Consider the following 15,844-nt stretch of genomic DNA (forward strand, 5'->3'; position numbering starts at 1 on the left):
ATTTAAATTATGGTTCAACTAAGTTGAGGGCCCCCATGATTATACCGTGACATACGGCATCTAAATCGCTTTGGTTTTTGACTTTGTCAAAAAAATTCTTGACTCCCCTATTTTTTTGATAATTTCACCTTATAAAAATATCGGCCAGTGTTCAATGTGATAATAGTAGACGATGAAGAATTTGCGCGGTCTTCACTTTTTTTTCTCTTACAGGAAAATTGCGAAAATGTGCACATCAGCGGGATTGCAAAATCTGTAGATGAAGCCCGGGAACTGCTCTCTTTACATGAGGTCGACCTGATCTTTCTGGACATCGCTATGCCCGGAAAAAACGGCTTTGAGCTCATTCCTGATGCGAAACAGCATAATACCCAGGTAGTTTTTACAACCGCTTATGACCAGTACGCTTTGAGAGCGATTAAGGCCAATGCGCTCGACTATTTACTGAAGCCAATTGACATCGATGAGCTCAAAGAAACGGTAGAAAAAGCAGCAAAATTAATACGTTTTATCGACCAGGAATCTGACCGGAATGAGCGCTTAAAAAATTTAGCAAATAATTTAGCAGACCGGTCAGAAATCAGGAAAATAAGTTTGCCGAACGGACAAGGATATACCCTGATTGACCTCAATGAAATCATTCATATAGAAGCAGATAGCAATTATTCTATCTTTCATTTGGACAACAGGGAAAAAATTACCGTATCCAAAGTATTAAAAGACTACGAAGAAATTTTGCCAGAAGATCAATTTATCCGGATCCATAAATCCAGTATTGTAAATTTAAACTATCTTAAAGAATACAACTCAAAAAACGGTCTGGAAGTTTTGCTGAAAAACGGAGAGAAAATAGCCGTATCAAGACGCAGAGCAAGTATTTTTGCAGAGAAAGTTAAACAATATACCAATTTCGCCAGTGATAAATAAAACAAGCACTTTCTATAGCAAAAGACTCATCCTATTACTCCTTTTAATTGTTTCGGGTATTTACGGCTATGGACAGACTACTTTTATTAAACATTACAGCAGCAAAGACGGTTTGCCCAGCAACAGCTGTTATTTTATTCTCCAGGACAAAAAAGGTTATATCTGGGTTGCCTCAGACGCAGGCGTAAGCCGGTTTGACGGAAAAGTATTTGAGAACTTCTCTATCGATGACGGTTTGGCCGACAACCAGATTATCAGGTTAAATGAAGACCGCTCCGGAAGAATCTGGTTTTTCTCTTTAAACGGTCAGCTCAGTTATTTTCAAAATGGGGTGATTTACAATGAAAGCAACGACAAGTTACTTCAGCTTTTAAAGTTTAATGGCGTAGTCACCTCCTTCTTTGAAGACAGTAAAGGACATATCTGGTTTGGGACCAATAAAAACCTCCTCGCCAGGTGGGACGGAAAAACATTAAAAAAATATACCTCTGCAGATCCCGCCAATCAGTTTATCAATACCTTTATTTACGAAGACAAATCTGGCAAAATCTGGGCAGCAAGCGCACACTGCCTACGGACCTTTGATGGAGAAAACTTTAATAAAACAAAATTCCAAATCAGCCCGCTATCTTACAAAACTGTTAAAAACCTGCCCGACCGGACGATGTATTTCCTCGATAAAAAGGGACTTAATTTCAAAAACGGTCAGCAGCAGCAGCTGACAATGAAAATCGACAGCACTTTACTAGCAGATAATCCGGGCTATTTTTATGCAGAAAATCAGAAAGACCTGTGGCTAACTACAAATTCAGGAGTCTACCACCTGGAAGCAGATGGCACAAAGACACATTACCTGCATAACCTGACTACAAATCAGGTAATCAAAGACATGAGAGAGAACATGTGGTTTGCCACCAGTAACGGCATCTACATGCTCCCTAAAAAATCTAAAAGAGTCTACATCCGGGATAACCACTACGGACTGAGCAACAATACCGTAAAAAGTATCAATAAAGATTATGCTGGCAACCTTTGGCTGGGACTGGATAACGGGAAAATTAATGTCCTGAATAAATCAGCCAATCAAATCCGTACCATTCAACTGCCAGATAAGAAAAAATTCAGCAGCATTAAGCAAATCAGTACGGACTCTGCCGGAAAAACAGTTTTTTTCAGTTCAGATTACGGCTTAGGCATGCTCTCCGCTCAACACACAAAAGACCAGCAAATTAAATACCTGCAGGAAACTCACAGCTCTGGTTTTGTCTTGAAAAGTTTTAGTGTGAGTAGTAAAAACCACCTGTCCCTCGCCCTGTCCTCAGGTGTGGTCATGGTGAACGACCCTTTTCATAAATTATCATTTACCTCATCAAATTATAAAGAAGGAGAAAACTTTTTCAGCAACAGGGCCTATCGCGTCTATTACGACAAAGACAATAACCTCTGGTTTTCCAATGTGAACGGACTGGCCGAATTATCAGCAGGCAAACTTACCAGGCATTATCAGCGTCACCCGCTGTTAACCAAAAGGATCAATGACATTGCACAATTGCCAGATGGCACTATTGTCCTCGCTACCGATGGGTATGGCCTGCTCTTTTTCAAAAACAACCTGCTGATCCGTCAGATCACCCGTGAAGATGGCCTGGCAAACAACATCTGCAAAAAGCTATTTATACAAAAAGACCATGTCTGGGTCGTGACCACCAATGGCGTAAACCGTATCTTTTTAAACGGAAAAAATCCGGTAGAATCATTTGAATACACCAATAGCCTGCTCGACAATGACGTTAACGGATTATACGTAGACCGCGATACCGCCTACTTTGCGACCAATCATGGCCTGGTTTTCTTTGCCAATACCCCTTTTGACAGGAATAAGGAAATGCCTAAAGTACTGATCTCCGGAATTATCAATAACAGAAAACCACTGAGCCTGAATACGGATTCCTTTAACCTGGCACCAGCTGCAAATAATATTACCTTTTATTACAGCGCCCTTGACTTTCAAAACAATTATATTTTATACCGCTACCGGTTAAAATCAGCCAGTCCATGGACAGAAACCAAAAACAGGAGACTGGAATTCTCTTCGCTGGAACCCGGCAGCTATAAATTTGAACTCAGTGCAAAAACAAACAACAGCCAATGGAGCAAACCAGTAGCTGTAAGTTTCGTCTTAAAAGCACATTTCTGGCAATCCTGGTGGTTCATCTTCGTGATCCTGCTTTTGGCCAGTTTTAGTTTTTACAAGATTGCCGTTATCGTTACCCAGCAGCAAAAAGATAAAGAACAACAAAGGCTGCTGCTGAAAAATAAGATCCTGATGCTCGAACAGCAGGCTTTGCAAGCGATGATGAACCCGCATTTTGTTTTTAATGTGATGAACTCTATTCAGCATTACATCAATACCAAAGACACTTCCTCGGCCAATAAAATCCTGACCGGTTTTGCCCGGCTGATCAGAAAAAATCTGGACATCTGTACCAAAAGCTTTATTTCCCTGGAAGAGGAGATCGAATACCTGTCCCTTTACCTGACCCTGGAAAAGAAAAGATTTGGAGAGAAGTTTAATTACACTATCCAAATTGCCCCGGACATCGATCAGGATGAAACCATGATCCCCTCCATGATTTTACAGCCCTATATAGAAAATGCCATCTGGCATGGTCTGATGCCTAAAGAAGAAGGAGGGAAAATTTCTATTGTGATCCAGCACCAGGATACAGCCTGTTTATTGATTCAAATCATAGATGATGGGGTAGGCATAGACAATTCGCTGCGCGTGAAAAGGGAAAAACATGAAAGTAAAGGGATGAGCCTTACCCAGGAAAGGATCAACCTCATTAACCAGATTGAAGCAAATCCGATACAAATCAGCATTAAACAGAACGGTAAATCGGGCACAACTATCTCTATTTTAGTCCCAAACAGGTAGATTTTACCGTTTACTCAATGATACCTACCACTTACTAAGTATTATTCGTTTGAAATGAAAATAGCATTAAACTTGTTATAGATATTAAAACAAACAAAGTTTGTAAAACGCGTTCTTATAGAATTGGCCAAAGATATTTTTAACCTAACCTAAAACTTATCTCAATTCAGGTTTCATTTGTGTGTTAAAAGTGGTAAAGTTAAAGCTTTACCACTTTTTTTTTGTCCGGAATTATTTTCAATTATTTATCTGATCAGCAACCTCTTGAAAAACTTCGTTCAAAATTTGAAAAAAGTTCTTTTTTTGAAAAGCTTTTTATGTTAAATTTGATTGAGCAAAAAATCATTAAAAGCAGCTTTGATGCTCTTTAAAAAGATTTTTCGTAAATTTAACGTATCAACAACTCTGGTAATTTTATTTAAGACAAATGACAACTCCAAAAAAATCTGTTAAGAAAAGTTCATTAGATGATCAGGCACAGGACAAAGAGATGAATGATGAGAATTCTTACGACTCTATTGAGAAGAAGAAAACTTACGACGATGACGACGATGATTTTGATCTTCCATTAGATGATCTGGACACCTTCGATGACTTTGATTCAGACGATGACGATGATACTTACTAAGTAATTCTGTCCAACCATATAGAGCATCTTATCAAAAGGATGCTTTTTTTTTATCAGTGCTTTAACCCCAATGAATAAATGCAGTTAATTTCCGTTTCCGGTTCACCAACAAAAAAGGAATTTTTACAGGTTCCGCACACCATCTATCAAAATGATCAGAACTGGATCTGTCCGCTCGATCAGGATGTAGAGAAGACATTTGACCCGGAGAAGAATATCTTCTTTAAACACGGTGAATGTACCCGCTGGATCTTAAAAGATGAACAGGGAAATACAATTGGAAGGATTGCTGCTTTCATCAATACCAAAAAAGCATTTAACTACGAACAGCCCACAGGCGGTGTAGGCTTCTTTGAATGTATCAACAATCAGGAGGCTGCTTTTAAGCTATTTGATGCTGCCCAAACCTGGTTAAAAGAAAAAGGAATGGCAGCGATGGACGGGCCTATCAATTTTGGCGAAAATGATACCTTCTGGGGTTTGCTCGTCGAAGGCTTCACTCCCCCATCCTACGGCATGAATTACAATCCTGCTTATTACCAGGCCTTTTTTGAAAACTATGGATTTGTCACCTCTTACCAGCAAATCACCAATCATCTGGCCGTTAGAAACCCTTTTCCCGAACGCTTTACAAAAATTGCGACCTGGGTAGCGAATAAACCAGGGTATACCTTTGAACACTTCTCCAAAAAGAATTCAGAGAAATATGTGCAGGACCTGATGGAAATCTATAACGATGGCTGGAAAGACTTTGAAAACTTTGTTCCGATCAAGAAAGAAACCCTCCAGGAGAGTTTCAAACAGATGGAGGCTATCATGGATGAAAAACTAATTTGGTTCGCTTACCTCAACGGAGAACCCGCTTCTTTCGTAGTTATTATCCCTGATGCTAATCAAATGATAAAGGATTTCAAAGGAAAACTAGGTTTGATAGAAAAACTGAAGTTTGTTTACCGCAGATGGAAAGGTGTAAACAGGATGAGAGCCATTGTAATGGGTACAAAAACTGCTTATCAAAAACACGGACTTGAATCTGCCTTATTTATTAAACTAAAAGAATATGTTCTGCCGCTGGATCAGTATGACGAACTGGAATTATCCTGGGTAGGCGATTTCAACGATAAAATGCTTTCTATTCATGAAGCAACAGGTGCTGTTTTCGGAAAGCGTCACCTCACTATGCGAAAGGTCTTCTCTTAATTAAAAGAGAAGACCTTTGGAATTCTTAATTAGCCTGTTAATTTAAAAGCCCGTTTAGATTTAAACAGGCTTTTAAAATCTTACTATTTTTCTCTGATTTCTTCGTAAAGATCAATAACCTTCTTTTGAAGTTTAATGATTTCTTCTTCTCTCAGTGATAGTTTCGCTTTCAGATTATTGATCTCTTCAAAATTTACAGATTGAGGATTTTCTCCTTCTTTAGAGATGATGTCCATTGTAGAGACTTCAAAAAGATTAGCGATCTGAGCCAGCCTTGAGATATTAATATCTGTAATCCCAGTTTCAATCTTTGAAAATGCAGGAATAGAGATATTTAACCTTTTAGCTACTTCGCCCTGACTCCATCCATTTTTTTGACGGAGCTGTCTGATGTTCTTACCGATGATGTTCATTGTTATAAATTTAGGTGTGTTTTGTTCTTTAAGTATTCAACTCACGTGCCAGTTTGGTTAAATCCATCCCGCCAAAGTTACCCGAGCTCATCAGCAAAAGGTTTGTCTGGCGAAAATCCAACCCTCTTAAGTATTGCTCAAGAGTAGAGGCATTGTCAAAAAACGTAAGCTTATCGTTATTAAATGCTGTTTGAACATCTATTTCCGTAAAGGGCTTAATTTTTTTTTGTTGAAATGTTTTTATATCTATATATACGATAGGATTCTCTGCACGGATCATCGTATCTGCATATTGTAGTAAAAAATTTTTATTTAAACTACTAAATGTGTGTAATTCTATACAAGCTACTAATTTTCTTTCCTCAAATTGTGACTTTACTGCCTCAATCGTAGCTTTCAATTTTGAAGGGGAATGTGCGAAATCCTTATAAACATTTGTATTTTTCTCTGCATTTAACAACTCCAGCCTTTTTGCAGCCCCTTTAAACGAGGTAATTGCCAGATTAAAATCATTTTCATTGATACCAATTTCTTTACAAACCAATTTCGCCGCACTTAAATTCATAAGGTTATGGTCACCGAAAACTTTCAGTGGCAGATTTTCAGGCAGTAAATAGGTTATACCATTGTTAACGTGGTGTGCAGGAATTTCGTATCCTGTTTTAACAATTTCTTTATGATTATTCATCACAAGAGTACGTAGCTCATGATCTGTCGAAGCATAAAATAATTTGCCCCCAGGCATGATCGTATCAATAAAAAGCTCGAATTGGTGCAAATAATTTTCAAAAGTAGGGAACACATTCACATGGTCCCAGGCTACTCCGCTAATTACTGCAATGTTTGCTTTATAAATATGGAATTTTGGTCTTCTGTCAATCGGAGAGGCTAAATATTCATCCCCCTCGATAATAATTATTGGCGCGGCCTGCGTAAGGCGTACCATCGTATCAAATCCTTCCAGTTGTGCACCGACCAGGTAATCGAAATCTTTTTTGTAATAGTTAAGTACATGCAGGATCATGGAAGTAATCGTCGTTTTACCGTGACTGCCACCAATAACTACTCTCAGCTTATCTTTAGTCTGTTCGTAGATATATTCAGGATAAGAATAAACCTTCAGTCCAAGCTCTTGCGCCCTGAGTAATTCAGGGTTATCAATCAGGGCGTGCATCCCTAAAATCACTGCATCAAGATCAGCAGTGATAGACTCCGGGTGCCAGCCCAGTTTTTCGGGTAAAATCCCGTGTCTGGAAAGTCTGCTTGCCGATGGCTCAAAAATTAAATCATCAGAACCGCTTACAATAAAACCTTTCTGATGCAAAGCTATTGCCAGGTTGTGCATTGCACTTCCCCCGATAGCTATAAAATGTATTCGCATTCTCAAATATTAAAAAAAATAAAGCAATTAAATACTTTTATTTATTAAACCTTTTTAAAACGGGAGGCTACCCATTCCCCAATCTTCTTATGGTTCAGATAATTCATGCCAAATTCAGCACAAGCATCTTTAATCATCTGAAGGTCCGGAGCTTCATAAAATCCACTAAAAAATATTTCGCCGTCGCTTTTCAGCACGCTGGCATATACAGGAATCTGATCCAGTAAAATATTACGATTAATGTTGGCCAGGATTATATCATACTGATCTGCAGGAATCACTTCTTTTCCACCACATAAAGCAGTAATATTAGAAATATTGTTTAGTGCAGCGTTTTCTTTAGCACTCAGATAACAAACTTCATCGTTATCAATAGCCACTAAGTTTTTAGCACCTTTTTTAGCTGCAAGAATAGCTAATATCGCTGTTCCGCAACCCATATCAAGGATATTTTTTCCTGCAACATCACTTTCCAGAATGTACTGCATCATCATCGTTGTTGTTTGATGATGACCAGTTCCGAAAGCCATTTTCGGATCAATAACGATCTCGTATTTGTATTGAGGCTGCACAGGGTGAAAAGTAGCTCTCACATAGCAGGTTTCATCAATAATCAGGGGTTCGAAATTCTTCTCCCATTCCTCATTCCAGTTTTCCGCTGCAATTTCTGTTACTGTATAATTATAATCGAACTCTCCTTCAAACTGAAGAAGAGATCCGGTTAAGTTTTCTTTACTATAGCTATCGAAATCAATAAAAGCAGAAAATCCATTTTCGGTATCTTCAAACGTATTGAATCCAATTTCAGCCAGCTCACTGATTAATATATCCTGTTGATACTCCTGGATAAGCGTAAAGCTGAAGGTGACTTGTATATACTGCATTAAGAATTAAAGGTTTTAATTATATCTGCGAAATCACGCGATTTAAGAGAAGCGCCTCCGATTAATCCACCGTCAATATCTTTTTGTGCGAATAATTCAGGTGCATTTTTAGGGGTGCAGCTACCTCCGTATAAAATCGAAGTTTCTTCAGCAGCAGCTTCACCAAATTTACCAGCAACTTCTGCACGTATAAACTCATGCACTTCCTGAGCTTGCTCCGCAGTAGCAGTAAGTCCGGTTCCAATAGCCCAAACTGGCTCATAAGCGATTACAACTTTCGCGAAATCTTCAGGGCTCAGGTGGAAAAGGCCATTTTCTAATTGTCCTTTAAGGATTTCAAAGAAATTACCATTGTTTCTTTCATCTAATGTTTCGCCGATACAAAAGATAGGTGTTAATTGATTCGCTAAAGCAATATTAGTTTTATCAGCAAGTAAAGCATCGCTTTCAGCAAAATACTGACGGCGTTCTGAATGTCCTACAATTACATATTCACAACCAACTGATTTGATCATTTTGGCTGAAATTTCACCAGTGAAAGCACCGCTTTCTTTTTGGTGGCAATTCTGGGCACCAATTTTAACGACATCGCCTCCTAATTTTGATAAGCTGTTCAAGTGAATGAACGGAGCACATATGATAGCAATCTGATCGCCTTTTTTTTCATCTCTTACGATGTTAACGATTTCTGAGAATAATGAAATACCTTCCGCATAGTCCGTATTCATTTTCCAATTTCCTGCTACTATTTTCTTTCTCATAATTAAATCTAATATTATTTTAACTGTAATCCTATTTCGTTGGCACTTAACCCAAATTTTGACGCTCAAATTAAGTTTCTATACATCAACTACACATATAGCTGATAAAAATACACAAAGTCTCTTAAAAAGATCTATAAATTGAAGTTAAATCAAAAATCGATGACAATATATCTTTTTCTATCTGATTAAACTCAACATTTTTACGTTCGTATACTTTTTCTGCTGTTTCGAACATTTTTTCAAGGCTATAAACAGCCAGGCTATCGCATCCACCCCATGTAAAATCCGGAATAAAGTTCTTCGGATAGCCCGAACCAAACACATTTGCACTGACACCTACTACAGTACCCGTATTAAACATGGTATTGATACCACATTTAACGTGATCCGCCATAATTAAGCCGCAAAACTGAAGACCTGTCTGTCTGAAACCTGTTTTTTCATAGTCCCATAATTTAACAGCTGCGTAATTATTTTTAAGATTGGAATTATTGGTATCCGCTCCGATATTACACCATTGGCCTAACACCGAATTGCCCAGGTAACCTTCATGTCCTTTTGCAGAATATCCCCAGATTACTGCATTGTTAATCTCGCCGCCTACCGTACTAAAAGGGCCTATGGTGGTTTGCCCGTAAATCTTGGTTCCCATTTTCACTCTTGAACCTTCGCCCAGGGCAAAAGAACCTCTGATATGTGTACCTTCCCAGATCTGCGTATTTTTACCCAGGTAAACAGGCCCTGTTAACGTATTAAATGTTGCACATTCTGCCTCCACGCCTTCTTCCAGGAAAATCTGGTCACCCAGTACAGTATTGGTGGCACTTAATTTTGCTGAAACCCTTCCTTTGGTTAAAAGGTCAAAGTCAGCCCTGAGCTGTATATCATTGTTTCTAAAAATGTCTTCAGGAAATACGATACGTGTAAAAGTCCCGCTATAAGAAACAGGACGCAGTAAAGCACCCTGTGTTAAACTAACGATTTCACCCGGATTAACTTTATAGGCTAAAATCAGTTCACCCTGAACCAATACTTCACCGCTATGCAAAGCAGTAATTGCAGCAAAAAGACTTTCGTCCGGGCAAACAGAACCGTTGATGTAAGTGTCCGCATCCTTGCGGGTTTTATATTTTGCAGTCAGATAAACTGCAGTACAGAATCCTGCAACAGCTGATGCGTACTTTTCCCATTTTTCAGCTATGGTTAATATTCCGATCCGCAGATCGGCCACAGGCCGGGTAAAAGTGAGCGGCCTTAAAGATAAAGCAGTCTGATCATCAAATAAATTAATGTTCATTTGTGTTGTTATTGTGTTTCACAGAATTTGCAGAGCGCAAATCCCTATTATATAATATAAGCAAAAATAAAAAAAGTCCCGAAGCTGAGCATCGGGACTTTATAATAATTTCTTATAACTGTAGAATTATTTCTTAGCGTAACGAGTTTTAAATTTATCGATACGACCAGCTGTATCTACCAGTTTCATTTTACCAGTATAGAATGGGTGAGAAGTGTGAGAGATCTCTAATTTATAAAGAGGGTATTCGTTACCATCTTCCCAAGTCACAGATTCTTTAGTTTCAACACAAGATTTAGTTAAGAAAGAGTATTCGTTAGACATATCTTTAAATACTACGAATCTATAGTTTGAAGGGTGAAGATCTTTTTTCATAATGAATATATACTTATTTGTACTTATTTGTCGCTTATTTTGAAGGTTGCAAATATCCTAATTATATTTTTTATTTACAAGCATTATTAAAAAATTATGTACTATACTTTTTTCTGGTTTCGATTTTCTGCAACTGTCTGCTAATATATTCATCTGCAATCACTTCTGCCGAAGGTAGTTGAGAGCTGCTGATCAGCAAAGATTTTAATCTTTCTTCATTCACATCCGTGCGATATAATATTTGCATCATTTTAGCTATATCATTATCCAGCAACCAGGAGAAAGCATGTACCATTTTCGCCCTTAACTGCTCCGCAGACAGTTCCTGCTCCAATTCAAAATCATTCCCTATAATCCTGCAAAGCACTTTTAAATCATCCATTCCCTCATTTTTTAATTTCCTGACACAATTCAATCAGCACTCCATTTGTTCCTTTAGGATGCACAAAGCAGATCAGTTTATTGTCGGCCCCAAATTTAGGTTCTTCATTCAACAGTACAAAGCCCTCCTCCTTCAGTCTTTTCATTTCCGCATAAATATCGTCCACATCAAATGCAATATGATGTATCCCCTCTCCCCTTTTCGCTATAAACGAAGCAATCGGGCTGTCCGCAAGTGAAGCCGCCAGCAATTCAATTTTATTCTCCCCCGTGCGAAAAAAAGCAGTGTCCACCCCTTCGGATACTACAGATTCCCTTTTATAAGCCGCTGTTCCCAGCAACTTCTCATACAGTGAACAAGACGCATCCAGGTCTTTTACTGCAATACCGATATGTTCAATTTTATTCATTGTCTATATAAACGTTAAGCGAATGTAAAAATGCACCTTTCCCCCCGATGTTCATAGCCCTATATTACATTCTTTGGCAATCTTTTTTTGTACATTTGTATATTAAAAGAACAAATTACATACAATGGAACTTCCTATTTATCTAGATAATAACGCGACAACCCCCCTTGACCCAAGAGTGCTTGAAGCAATGTTGCCTTACTTCACCACTAAATTCGGTAATGCTGCAAGTCGTAACCACGCCTTTGGCTGGGTGGCAGAAGAAGGTGTTGATTATGCACGTGAACAAGCTGCAAAGCTGATTGGCTGTACTGAAAAGGAAATTATTTTCACTTCAGGCGCTACAGAAGCAGACAACCTTGGTATTAAAGGTGTGTTCGAAATGTATCAGGATAAAGGTAATCATATCATTACTGCAACTACTGAACACAAAGCAGTATTGGATACTTGTAAACACCTGGAGAAATTAGGTGCAAAAGTAACTTACCTGTCAGTAAAAGAAGATGGCTTAATCGATCTTGCTGAATTAGAAGCAGCAATGACTGAACAAACTATCCTGGTTACGATCATGTATGGTAACAATGAAATTGGTGTTGTTCAGCCTATCAAAGAAATTTCTGCAATCGCACATAAGTTTGGCGCATTGTTCATGACTGACGCTACTCAGGCCGTAGGTAAAATACCTGTAGATGTAAATGCAGACGGAATTGACCTGCTTGCCTTCAGTGCACATAAAATGTACGGACCTAAAGGAGTTGGTGTATTATATGTACGCCGTAAAAACCCAAGGGTTAAAGTAACTGCACAAATGGACGGTGGTGGTCATGAGCGCGGTATGCGTTCAGGAACATTAAACGTACCTGGAATTGTTGGTTTAGGTAAAGCCTGTGAACTGTGCCGTTTGGAAATGGAATCAGAAGCAGCACGCCTTTCCGCATTGAGAGATAAATTAGAAAGCGCACTGACTGTGATGGAAGAAAGTTACGTGAACGGAAATACACAACACCGTTTACCACATGTAGCCAATATCTCTTTCAAATATGTAGAAGGTGAAGGCTTGATGATGGCTATGAAAGATCTGGCTGTTTCTTCAGGTTCTGCCTGTACTTCAGCTTCCTTAGAGCCTTCTTACGTTTTAAAAAGCTTAGGGCTTTCTGATGATCTTGCACACTCTTCTATCCGTTTCGGTTTAGGCCGTTTTACAACTGAAGAAGAAATTGATTACGCTATTGAGAACACTAAAAAAGCAGTAAATCACTTAAGAGATCTTTCTCCGCTTTGGGAAATGTTTAAAGAAGGAATTGATTTAAGCAAAATTGAATGGGCAGAGCACTAGTCTCTTCACTGATTCATTTATAAATTAAAATATTAAAAAACAATCCTCTTTAACAAGAGGTTTAGCGGAAAATAAAATGGCATACTCAGAAAAAGTAATGGAACACTATACCAACCCCCGTAACGTTGGTACATTAGATAAAAATAGCAAATCAGTGGGTACAGGTTTAGTTGGCGCACCAGAATGCGGTGACGTAATGCGTCTTCAAATTGAAGTAGATGAAAACAATGTAATCACTGACGCTAAATTTAAAACATTCGGATGTGGTTCTGCGATTGCTTCTTCCTCTTTAGCAACAGAATGGCTGAAAGGCAAAACTGTTGATGAAGCGATGACGATTGACAATATGGACATCGTAGAAGAATTGGCATTGCCACCAGTAAAAATTCACTGTTCAGTATTAGCAGAGGATGCGATTAAATCAGCAATCAATGACTACCGTGTTAAAAATGGCATGGAACCAATTGCATTGCCTAAATCACACCATTAAACTAATACCGCGCCTTATTTAAACAATTAAGCATATGATCACGATCACAGATAAAGCTAAAACCAAGATTGATAACTTAATGCAGGAGTCTCAGATGGATACGACTTACTTTTTACGTGTTTCAGTAAAAGGTGGTGGTTGTTCAGGCTTATCCTACAATTTAGATTTTGATAACGAGGAAAAGACAGGAGATCAGTTTTTTGAAGACAGAGGAATCCGTATAGCACTGGATATGAAATCATTTTTATATCTGGCCGGTACAGAACTTGACTTCACAGACGGTATCAACGGAAAAGGATTTAACTTCAATAACCCAAATGCCAGCCGCACTTGTGGTTGCGGAGAAAGTTTCTCAGTTTAACCTGATATTATATAAGAGAAGGGCACTTTATAGTGCCCTTTTTTGATTTAAGCTAATTTTACCGTTATTTATAAAAACACCAATTGTGTTTTTAATGTAAAAAACTTTATTATTGCCCTCGCAAAAAAATAAATATGGTATCATTTAACGAGTTTTCTACGGTTCCCAGCTTATTAAGAAACGTAGTAGAAAACATTCACAAGCCTGAAGAAACATTCTTAATCCATAAAAAGAATAATGAATGGGAAAATATCTCCTTTAAGCAGACTTTAGACACCGCCGATGCAGTAGCTGCATTTTTCTTATCAAAAGAAGTAACTAAAGGTGACAGAATGGGACTGATGATTGAGAATGGTCCTGATTATGTATACTATGATCAGGGAATTCAGCAAATTGGTGCCATCAATGTATCTATTTATCCTACCCTGTCAGAACAGGAAGTGGAATATATTATTAACGACTCCGGCATCAAATCTATCCTGGTCGGTAACCCATTTCTTTATAAAAAGATACTGAAGATTGCAGAAAACTGCAGACAGCTTCAATACATCATTCCTGCTTTTGCAGAATATACTAAAACAACCATTCCACAGGGGCTCGATAAAACAATTATCAGTTTTGAAGAGCTGATCAAACAAGGTAAAGAACTCGTTTCTACCTACCAGGTTAAAATCAAAGAAACAAGGGCCATCCTGCGTCCTTCAGATACCTCTTCTTTAATCTATACCTCGGGCACAACCGGCACCCCAAAAGGTGTGATGCTGTCTCACAGTAACTTCGTGGAGAATGTGAAAGTTTGTTTACAGCAAATCCCGATCATTGATGAAACAGACGTATTCTTATCTTTTCTGCCTTTATCCCATGTCTTTGAAAGAACAGCAACCTATCATGTATGCTGCGCACAAGGCTGTAAAATAGCTTATGCACAAAGCCTGGAATTACTGGCGAAAAACATGGCCGAGATCAAACCAACGGTCATGAGCTGCGTACCCCGTTTATTAGAGCGTATCCATGATAAAGCCATTAAAAGCGGTACAGCAGAAGGCGGCCTGAAAGCTAAAATATTCCTTTGGGCACTGGAAACAGGACAAAACTACCGTTATGAAATTGAAGCAGGAAAAACACCAGGTATCATACTTGCTGTAGAAAAGAGAATTGCCGAGAAACTGGTATTCAGTAAAATTAAAGAGAAAACCGGTGGAAGATTAAAATTCATGATTTCCGGCGGTGCAGCACTTCCTAAAAATGTAGGCGAATTTTTCGGTAACCTGGGTATTAAAATACTTGAAGGCTTTGGCCTCACTGAAACCTCTCCGGTCATGTCGGTTACAGAATATGACAGACAAGTTTATGGAACCGTAGGCCGGATTATCCCGGGCATAGAGGTCGCTATCCAGAACATTGAGACTAAAGAAATGATCAGCATACAAACGCATGAATCCTTTACGCCAGATTTTGAGTGTGCTGAAGGTGAAATTATTGTGCGCGGCCATTGCGTAATGCAAGGCTATTTTAATAAACCTGCAGAAACTGCTGAAGCCATCGATAAAAACAACTGGTTTCATACCGGTGATATTGGCCGTTTCTATAAAGGCAACCTTCAGATTACTGACCGTTTAAAGAATATGATCGTCAATGCTTACGGAAAGAACGTTTATCCTACCCCGGTAGAAAATATCTATCTGAAAAGTCTTAAAATAGAATCCTTATTTTTAATCGGCGATAAAAGAGAATACCTGACTGCTATTATTATTCCGAACAGAGAAAGCCTGCAGGAAAAATTCAATTTACCCGACGCTTATTTCTTACAGCCTGATATTTTCATCAATGAACCGGAAATTGTAGACTGGATCGGACAGGACATCAGGAAACTATCCAATGAGCTCTCTAAATTTGAGCGCATCAAGAACTTCAGGATTAAAAGAAACCCATTCAGCATTGAAGACGGGGAGATTACACCTACCATGAAAATAAAGCGTAAGGTGGTCGAAAAGATCTATGCAGAAGCGATCAATGAGCTGTATACAGAAGCTGTAGAGGCAGATTAAAAATTCTAAAA

General features: G+C 38.5%; 16 protein-coding genes. 8 read left to right on the forward strand and 8 right to left on the reverse strand.

Annotated elements, in window-relative coordinates:
• The first annotated feature begins 156 nt into the window (after nucleotides 1-156).
• The 4 genes from LY11_RS00850 to LY11_RS00865 all read left to right on the forward strand — a co-directional run bounded on the left by LY11_RS00850 (nucleotide 157) and on the right by LY11_RS00865 (nucleotide 5,693).
• Nucleotides 157-927 carry a LytR/AlgR family response regulator transcription factor gene (locus LY11_RS00850; protein ID WP_245952539.1) on the forward strand — a complete coding sequence of 257 codons (771 nt, stop codon included), beginning with the start codon at nucleotides 157-159 and terminating at the stop codon, nucleotides 925-927.
• A complete protein-coding gene (locus tag LY11_RS00855) occupies nucleotides 917-3,865 on the forward strand; it encodes a sensor histidine kinase (RefSeq protein WP_111631848.1) in 2,949 nt (982 codons plus the stop codon). The genes LY11_RS00850 and LY11_RS00855 overlap by 11 nt, the downstream gene beginning before the upstream one ends.
• Nucleotides 3,866-4,292: 427 nt before the next feature.
• Nucleotides 4,293-4,493, forward strand: coding sequence for a hypothetical protein (locus tag LY11_RS00860; RefSeq protein ID WP_111631849.1), 201 nt, complete (start codon nucleotides 4,293-4,295; stop codon nucleotides 4,491-4,493).
• A 78-nt stretch (nucleotides 4,494-4,571) separates the two neighbouring features.
• Nucleotides 4,572-5,693, forward strand: a complete 1,122-nt coding sequence (locus LY11_RS00865; RefSeq protein WP_111631850.1) for a GNAT family N-acetyltransferase — start codon at nucleotides 4,572-4,574, stop codon at nucleotides 5,691-5,693.
• Nucleotides 5,694-5,776: 83 nt separating this feature from the next.
• Here LY11_RS00865 and LY11_RS00870 read toward each other — a convergent pair whose 3' ends face one another.
• The 8 genes from LY11_RS00870 to mce all read right to left on the reverse strand — a co-directional run bounded on the left by LY11_RS00870 (nucleotide 5,777) and on the right by mce (nucleotide 11,598).
• Nucleotides 5,777-6,106: a helix-turn-helix domain-containing protein gene (locus LY11_RS00870; protein ID WP_041884843.1), complete on the reverse strand. Its 330-nt coding sequence runs from the start codon at nucleotides 6,104-6,106 to the stop codon at nucleotides 5,777-5,779.
• A gap of 28 nt (nucleotides 6,107-6,134) precedes the next feature.
• Nucleotides 6,135-7,487 carry a UDP-N-acetylmuramate--L-alanine ligase gene (locus LY11_RS00875; protein ID WP_111631851.1) on the reverse strand — a complete coding sequence of 451 codons (1,353 nt, stop codon included), beginning with the start codon at nucleotides 7,485-7,487 and terminating at the stop codon, nucleotides 6,135-6,137.
• 44 nt (nucleotides 7,488-7,531) lie between these two features.
• Nucleotides 7,532-8,371, reverse strand: a complete 840-nt coding sequence (prmA, locus tag LY11_RS00880; protein ID WP_111631852.1) for a 50S ribosomal protein L11 methyltransferase — start codon at nucleotides 8,369-8,371, stop codon at nucleotides 7,532-7,534.
• Complete coding sequence (gene tpiA, locus LY11_RS00885; protein WP_111631853.1) at nucleotides 8,371-9,132, reverse strand: triose-phosphate isomerase; 762 nt, start codon at nucleotides 9,130-9,132, stop codon at nucleotides 8,371-8,373. The genes prmA and tpiA overlap by 1 nt, the downstream gene beginning before the upstream one ends.
• Nucleotides 9,133-9,256: 124 nt before the next feature.
• The gene (locus tag LY11_RS00890) at nucleotides 9,257-10,432 is read right to left on the reverse strand and encodes a putative sugar nucleotidyl transferase (RefSeq protein ID WP_111631854.1); all 1,176 of its coding nucleotides are present in this window, start codon (nucleotides 10,430-10,432) and stop codon (nucleotides 9,257-9,259) included.
• A 126-nt stretch (nucleotides 10,433-10,558) separates the two neighbouring features.
• The gene (locus tag LY11_RS00895) at nucleotides 10,559-10,807 is read right to left on the reverse strand and encodes a type B 50S ribosomal protein L31 (protein WP_041884831.1); all 249 of its coding nucleotides are present in this window, start codon (nucleotides 10,805-10,807) and stop codon (nucleotides 10,559-10,561) included.
• Nucleotides 10,808-10,901: 94 nt separating this feature from the next.
• Nucleotides 10,902-11,189: a hypothetical protein gene (locus LY11_RS00900; protein ID WP_111631855.1), complete on the reverse strand. Its 288-nt coding sequence runs from the start codon at nucleotides 11,187-11,189 to the stop codon at nucleotides 10,902-10,904.
• Nucleotides 11,190-11,193: 4 nt separating this feature from the next.
• Nucleotides 11,194-11,598, reverse strand: a complete 405-nt coding sequence (mce, locus tag LY11_RS00905; RefSeq protein WP_111631856.1) for a methylmalonyl-CoA epimerase — start codon at nucleotides 11,596-11,598, stop codon at nucleotides 11,194-11,196.
• 124 nt (nucleotides 11,599-11,722) lie between these two features.
• Here mce and LY11_RS00910 point away from each other — a divergent pair, with 124 nt between their 5' ends.
• The 4 genes from LY11_RS00910 (at nucleotide 11,723) to LY11_RS00925 (ending at nucleotide 15,833) form a co-directional block, all read left to right on the forward strand.
• Nucleotides 11,723-12,934, forward strand: coding sequence for an IscS subfamily cysteine desulfurase (locus LY11_RS00910; RefSeq protein WP_111631857.1), 1,212 nt, complete (start codon nucleotides 11,723-11,725; stop codon nucleotides 12,932-12,934).
• 76 nt (nucleotides 12,935-13,010) lie between these two features.
• Complete coding sequence (gene iscU, locus LY11_RS00915) at nucleotides 13,011-13,424, forward strand: Fe-S cluster assembly scaffold IscU (protein ID WP_068401521.1); 414 nt, start codon at nucleotides 13,011-13,013, stop codon at nucleotides 13,422-13,424.
• Between the two features lie 34 nt (nucleotides 13,425-13,458).
• On the forward strand, nucleotides 13,459-13,785 hold the full coding sequence (locus tag LY11_RS00920; protein WP_068401527.1) for a HesB/IscA family protein: 327 nt from the start codon (nucleotides 13,459-13,461) through the stop codon (nucleotides 13,783-13,785).
• A 134-nt stretch (nucleotides 13,786-13,919) separates the two neighbouring features.
• Nucleotides 13,920-15,833 carry an AMP-dependent synthetase/ligase gene (locus tag LY11_RS00925; RefSeq protein ID WP_111631858.1) on the forward strand — a complete coding sequence of 638 codons (1,914 nt, stop codon included), beginning with the start codon at nucleotides 13,920-13,922 and terminating at the stop codon, nucleotides 15,831-15,833.
• Nucleotides 15,834-15,844: the final 11 nt, after the last annotated feature.

Origin of the sequence: Pedobacter cryoconitis, from assembly GCF_003259615.1 — a bacterium.
In the GTDB taxonomy this organism is placed as follows: domain Bacteria; phylum Bacteroidota; class Bacteroidia; order Sphingobacteriales; family Sphingobacteriaceae; genus Pedobacter; species Pedobacter cryoconitis.

Coding starts and splice junctions, on each gene's coding strand:
- LY11_RS00860 (WP_111631849.1), top strand. CDS start 4,293: ATGACAACTCCAAAAAAATCTGTTAAGAAAAGTTCATTAGATGATCAG.
- LY11_RS00865 (WP_111631850.1), top strand. CDS start 4,572: ATGCAGTTAATTTCCGTTTCCGGTTCACCAACAAAAAAGGAATTTTTA.
- LY11_RS00870 (WP_041884843.1), bottom strand. CDS start 6,106: ATGAACATCATCGGTAAGAACATCAGACAGCTCCGTCAAAAAAATGGA.
- LY11_RS00875 (WP_111631851.1), bottom strand. CDS start 7,487: ATGCGAATACATTTTATAGCTATCGGGGGAAGTGCAATGCACAACCTG.
- prmA (WP_111631852.1), bottom strand. CDS start 8,371: ATGCAGTATATACAAGTCACCTTCAGCTTTACGCTTATCCAGGAGTAT.
- tpiA (WP_111631853.1), bottom strand. CDS start 9,132: ATGAGAAAGAAAATAGTAGCAGGAAATTGGAAAATGAATACGGACTAT.
- LY11_RS00890 (WP_111631854.1), bottom strand. CDS start 10,432: ATGAACATTAATTTATTTGATGATCAGACTGCTTTATCTTTAAGGCCG.
- LY11_RS00895 (WP_041884831.1), bottom strand. CDS start 10,807: ATGAAAAAAGATCTTCACCCTTCAAACTATAGATTCGTAGTATTTAAA.
- LY11_RS00900 (WP_111631855.1), bottom strand. CDS start 11,189: ATGGATGATTTAAAAGTGCTTTGCAGGATTATAGGGAATGATTTTGAA.
- mce (WP_111631856.1), bottom strand. CDS start 11,598: ATGAATAAAATTGAACATATCGGTATTGCAGTAAAAGACCTGGATGCG.
- LY11_RS00910 (WP_111631857.1), top strand. CDS start 11,723: ATGGAACTTCCTATTTATCTAGATAATAACGCGACAACCCCCCTTGAC.
- iscU (WP_068401521.1), top strand. CDS start 13,011: ATGGCATACTCAGAAAAAGTAATGGAACACTATACCAACCCCCGTAAC.
- LY11_RS00920 (WP_068401527.1), top strand. CDS start 13,459: ATGATCACGATCACAGATAAAGCTAAAACCAAGATTGATAACTTAATG.
- LY11_RS00925 (WP_111631858.1), top strand. CDS start 13,920: ATGGTATCATTTAACGAGTTTTCTACGGTTCCCAGCTTATTAAGAAAC.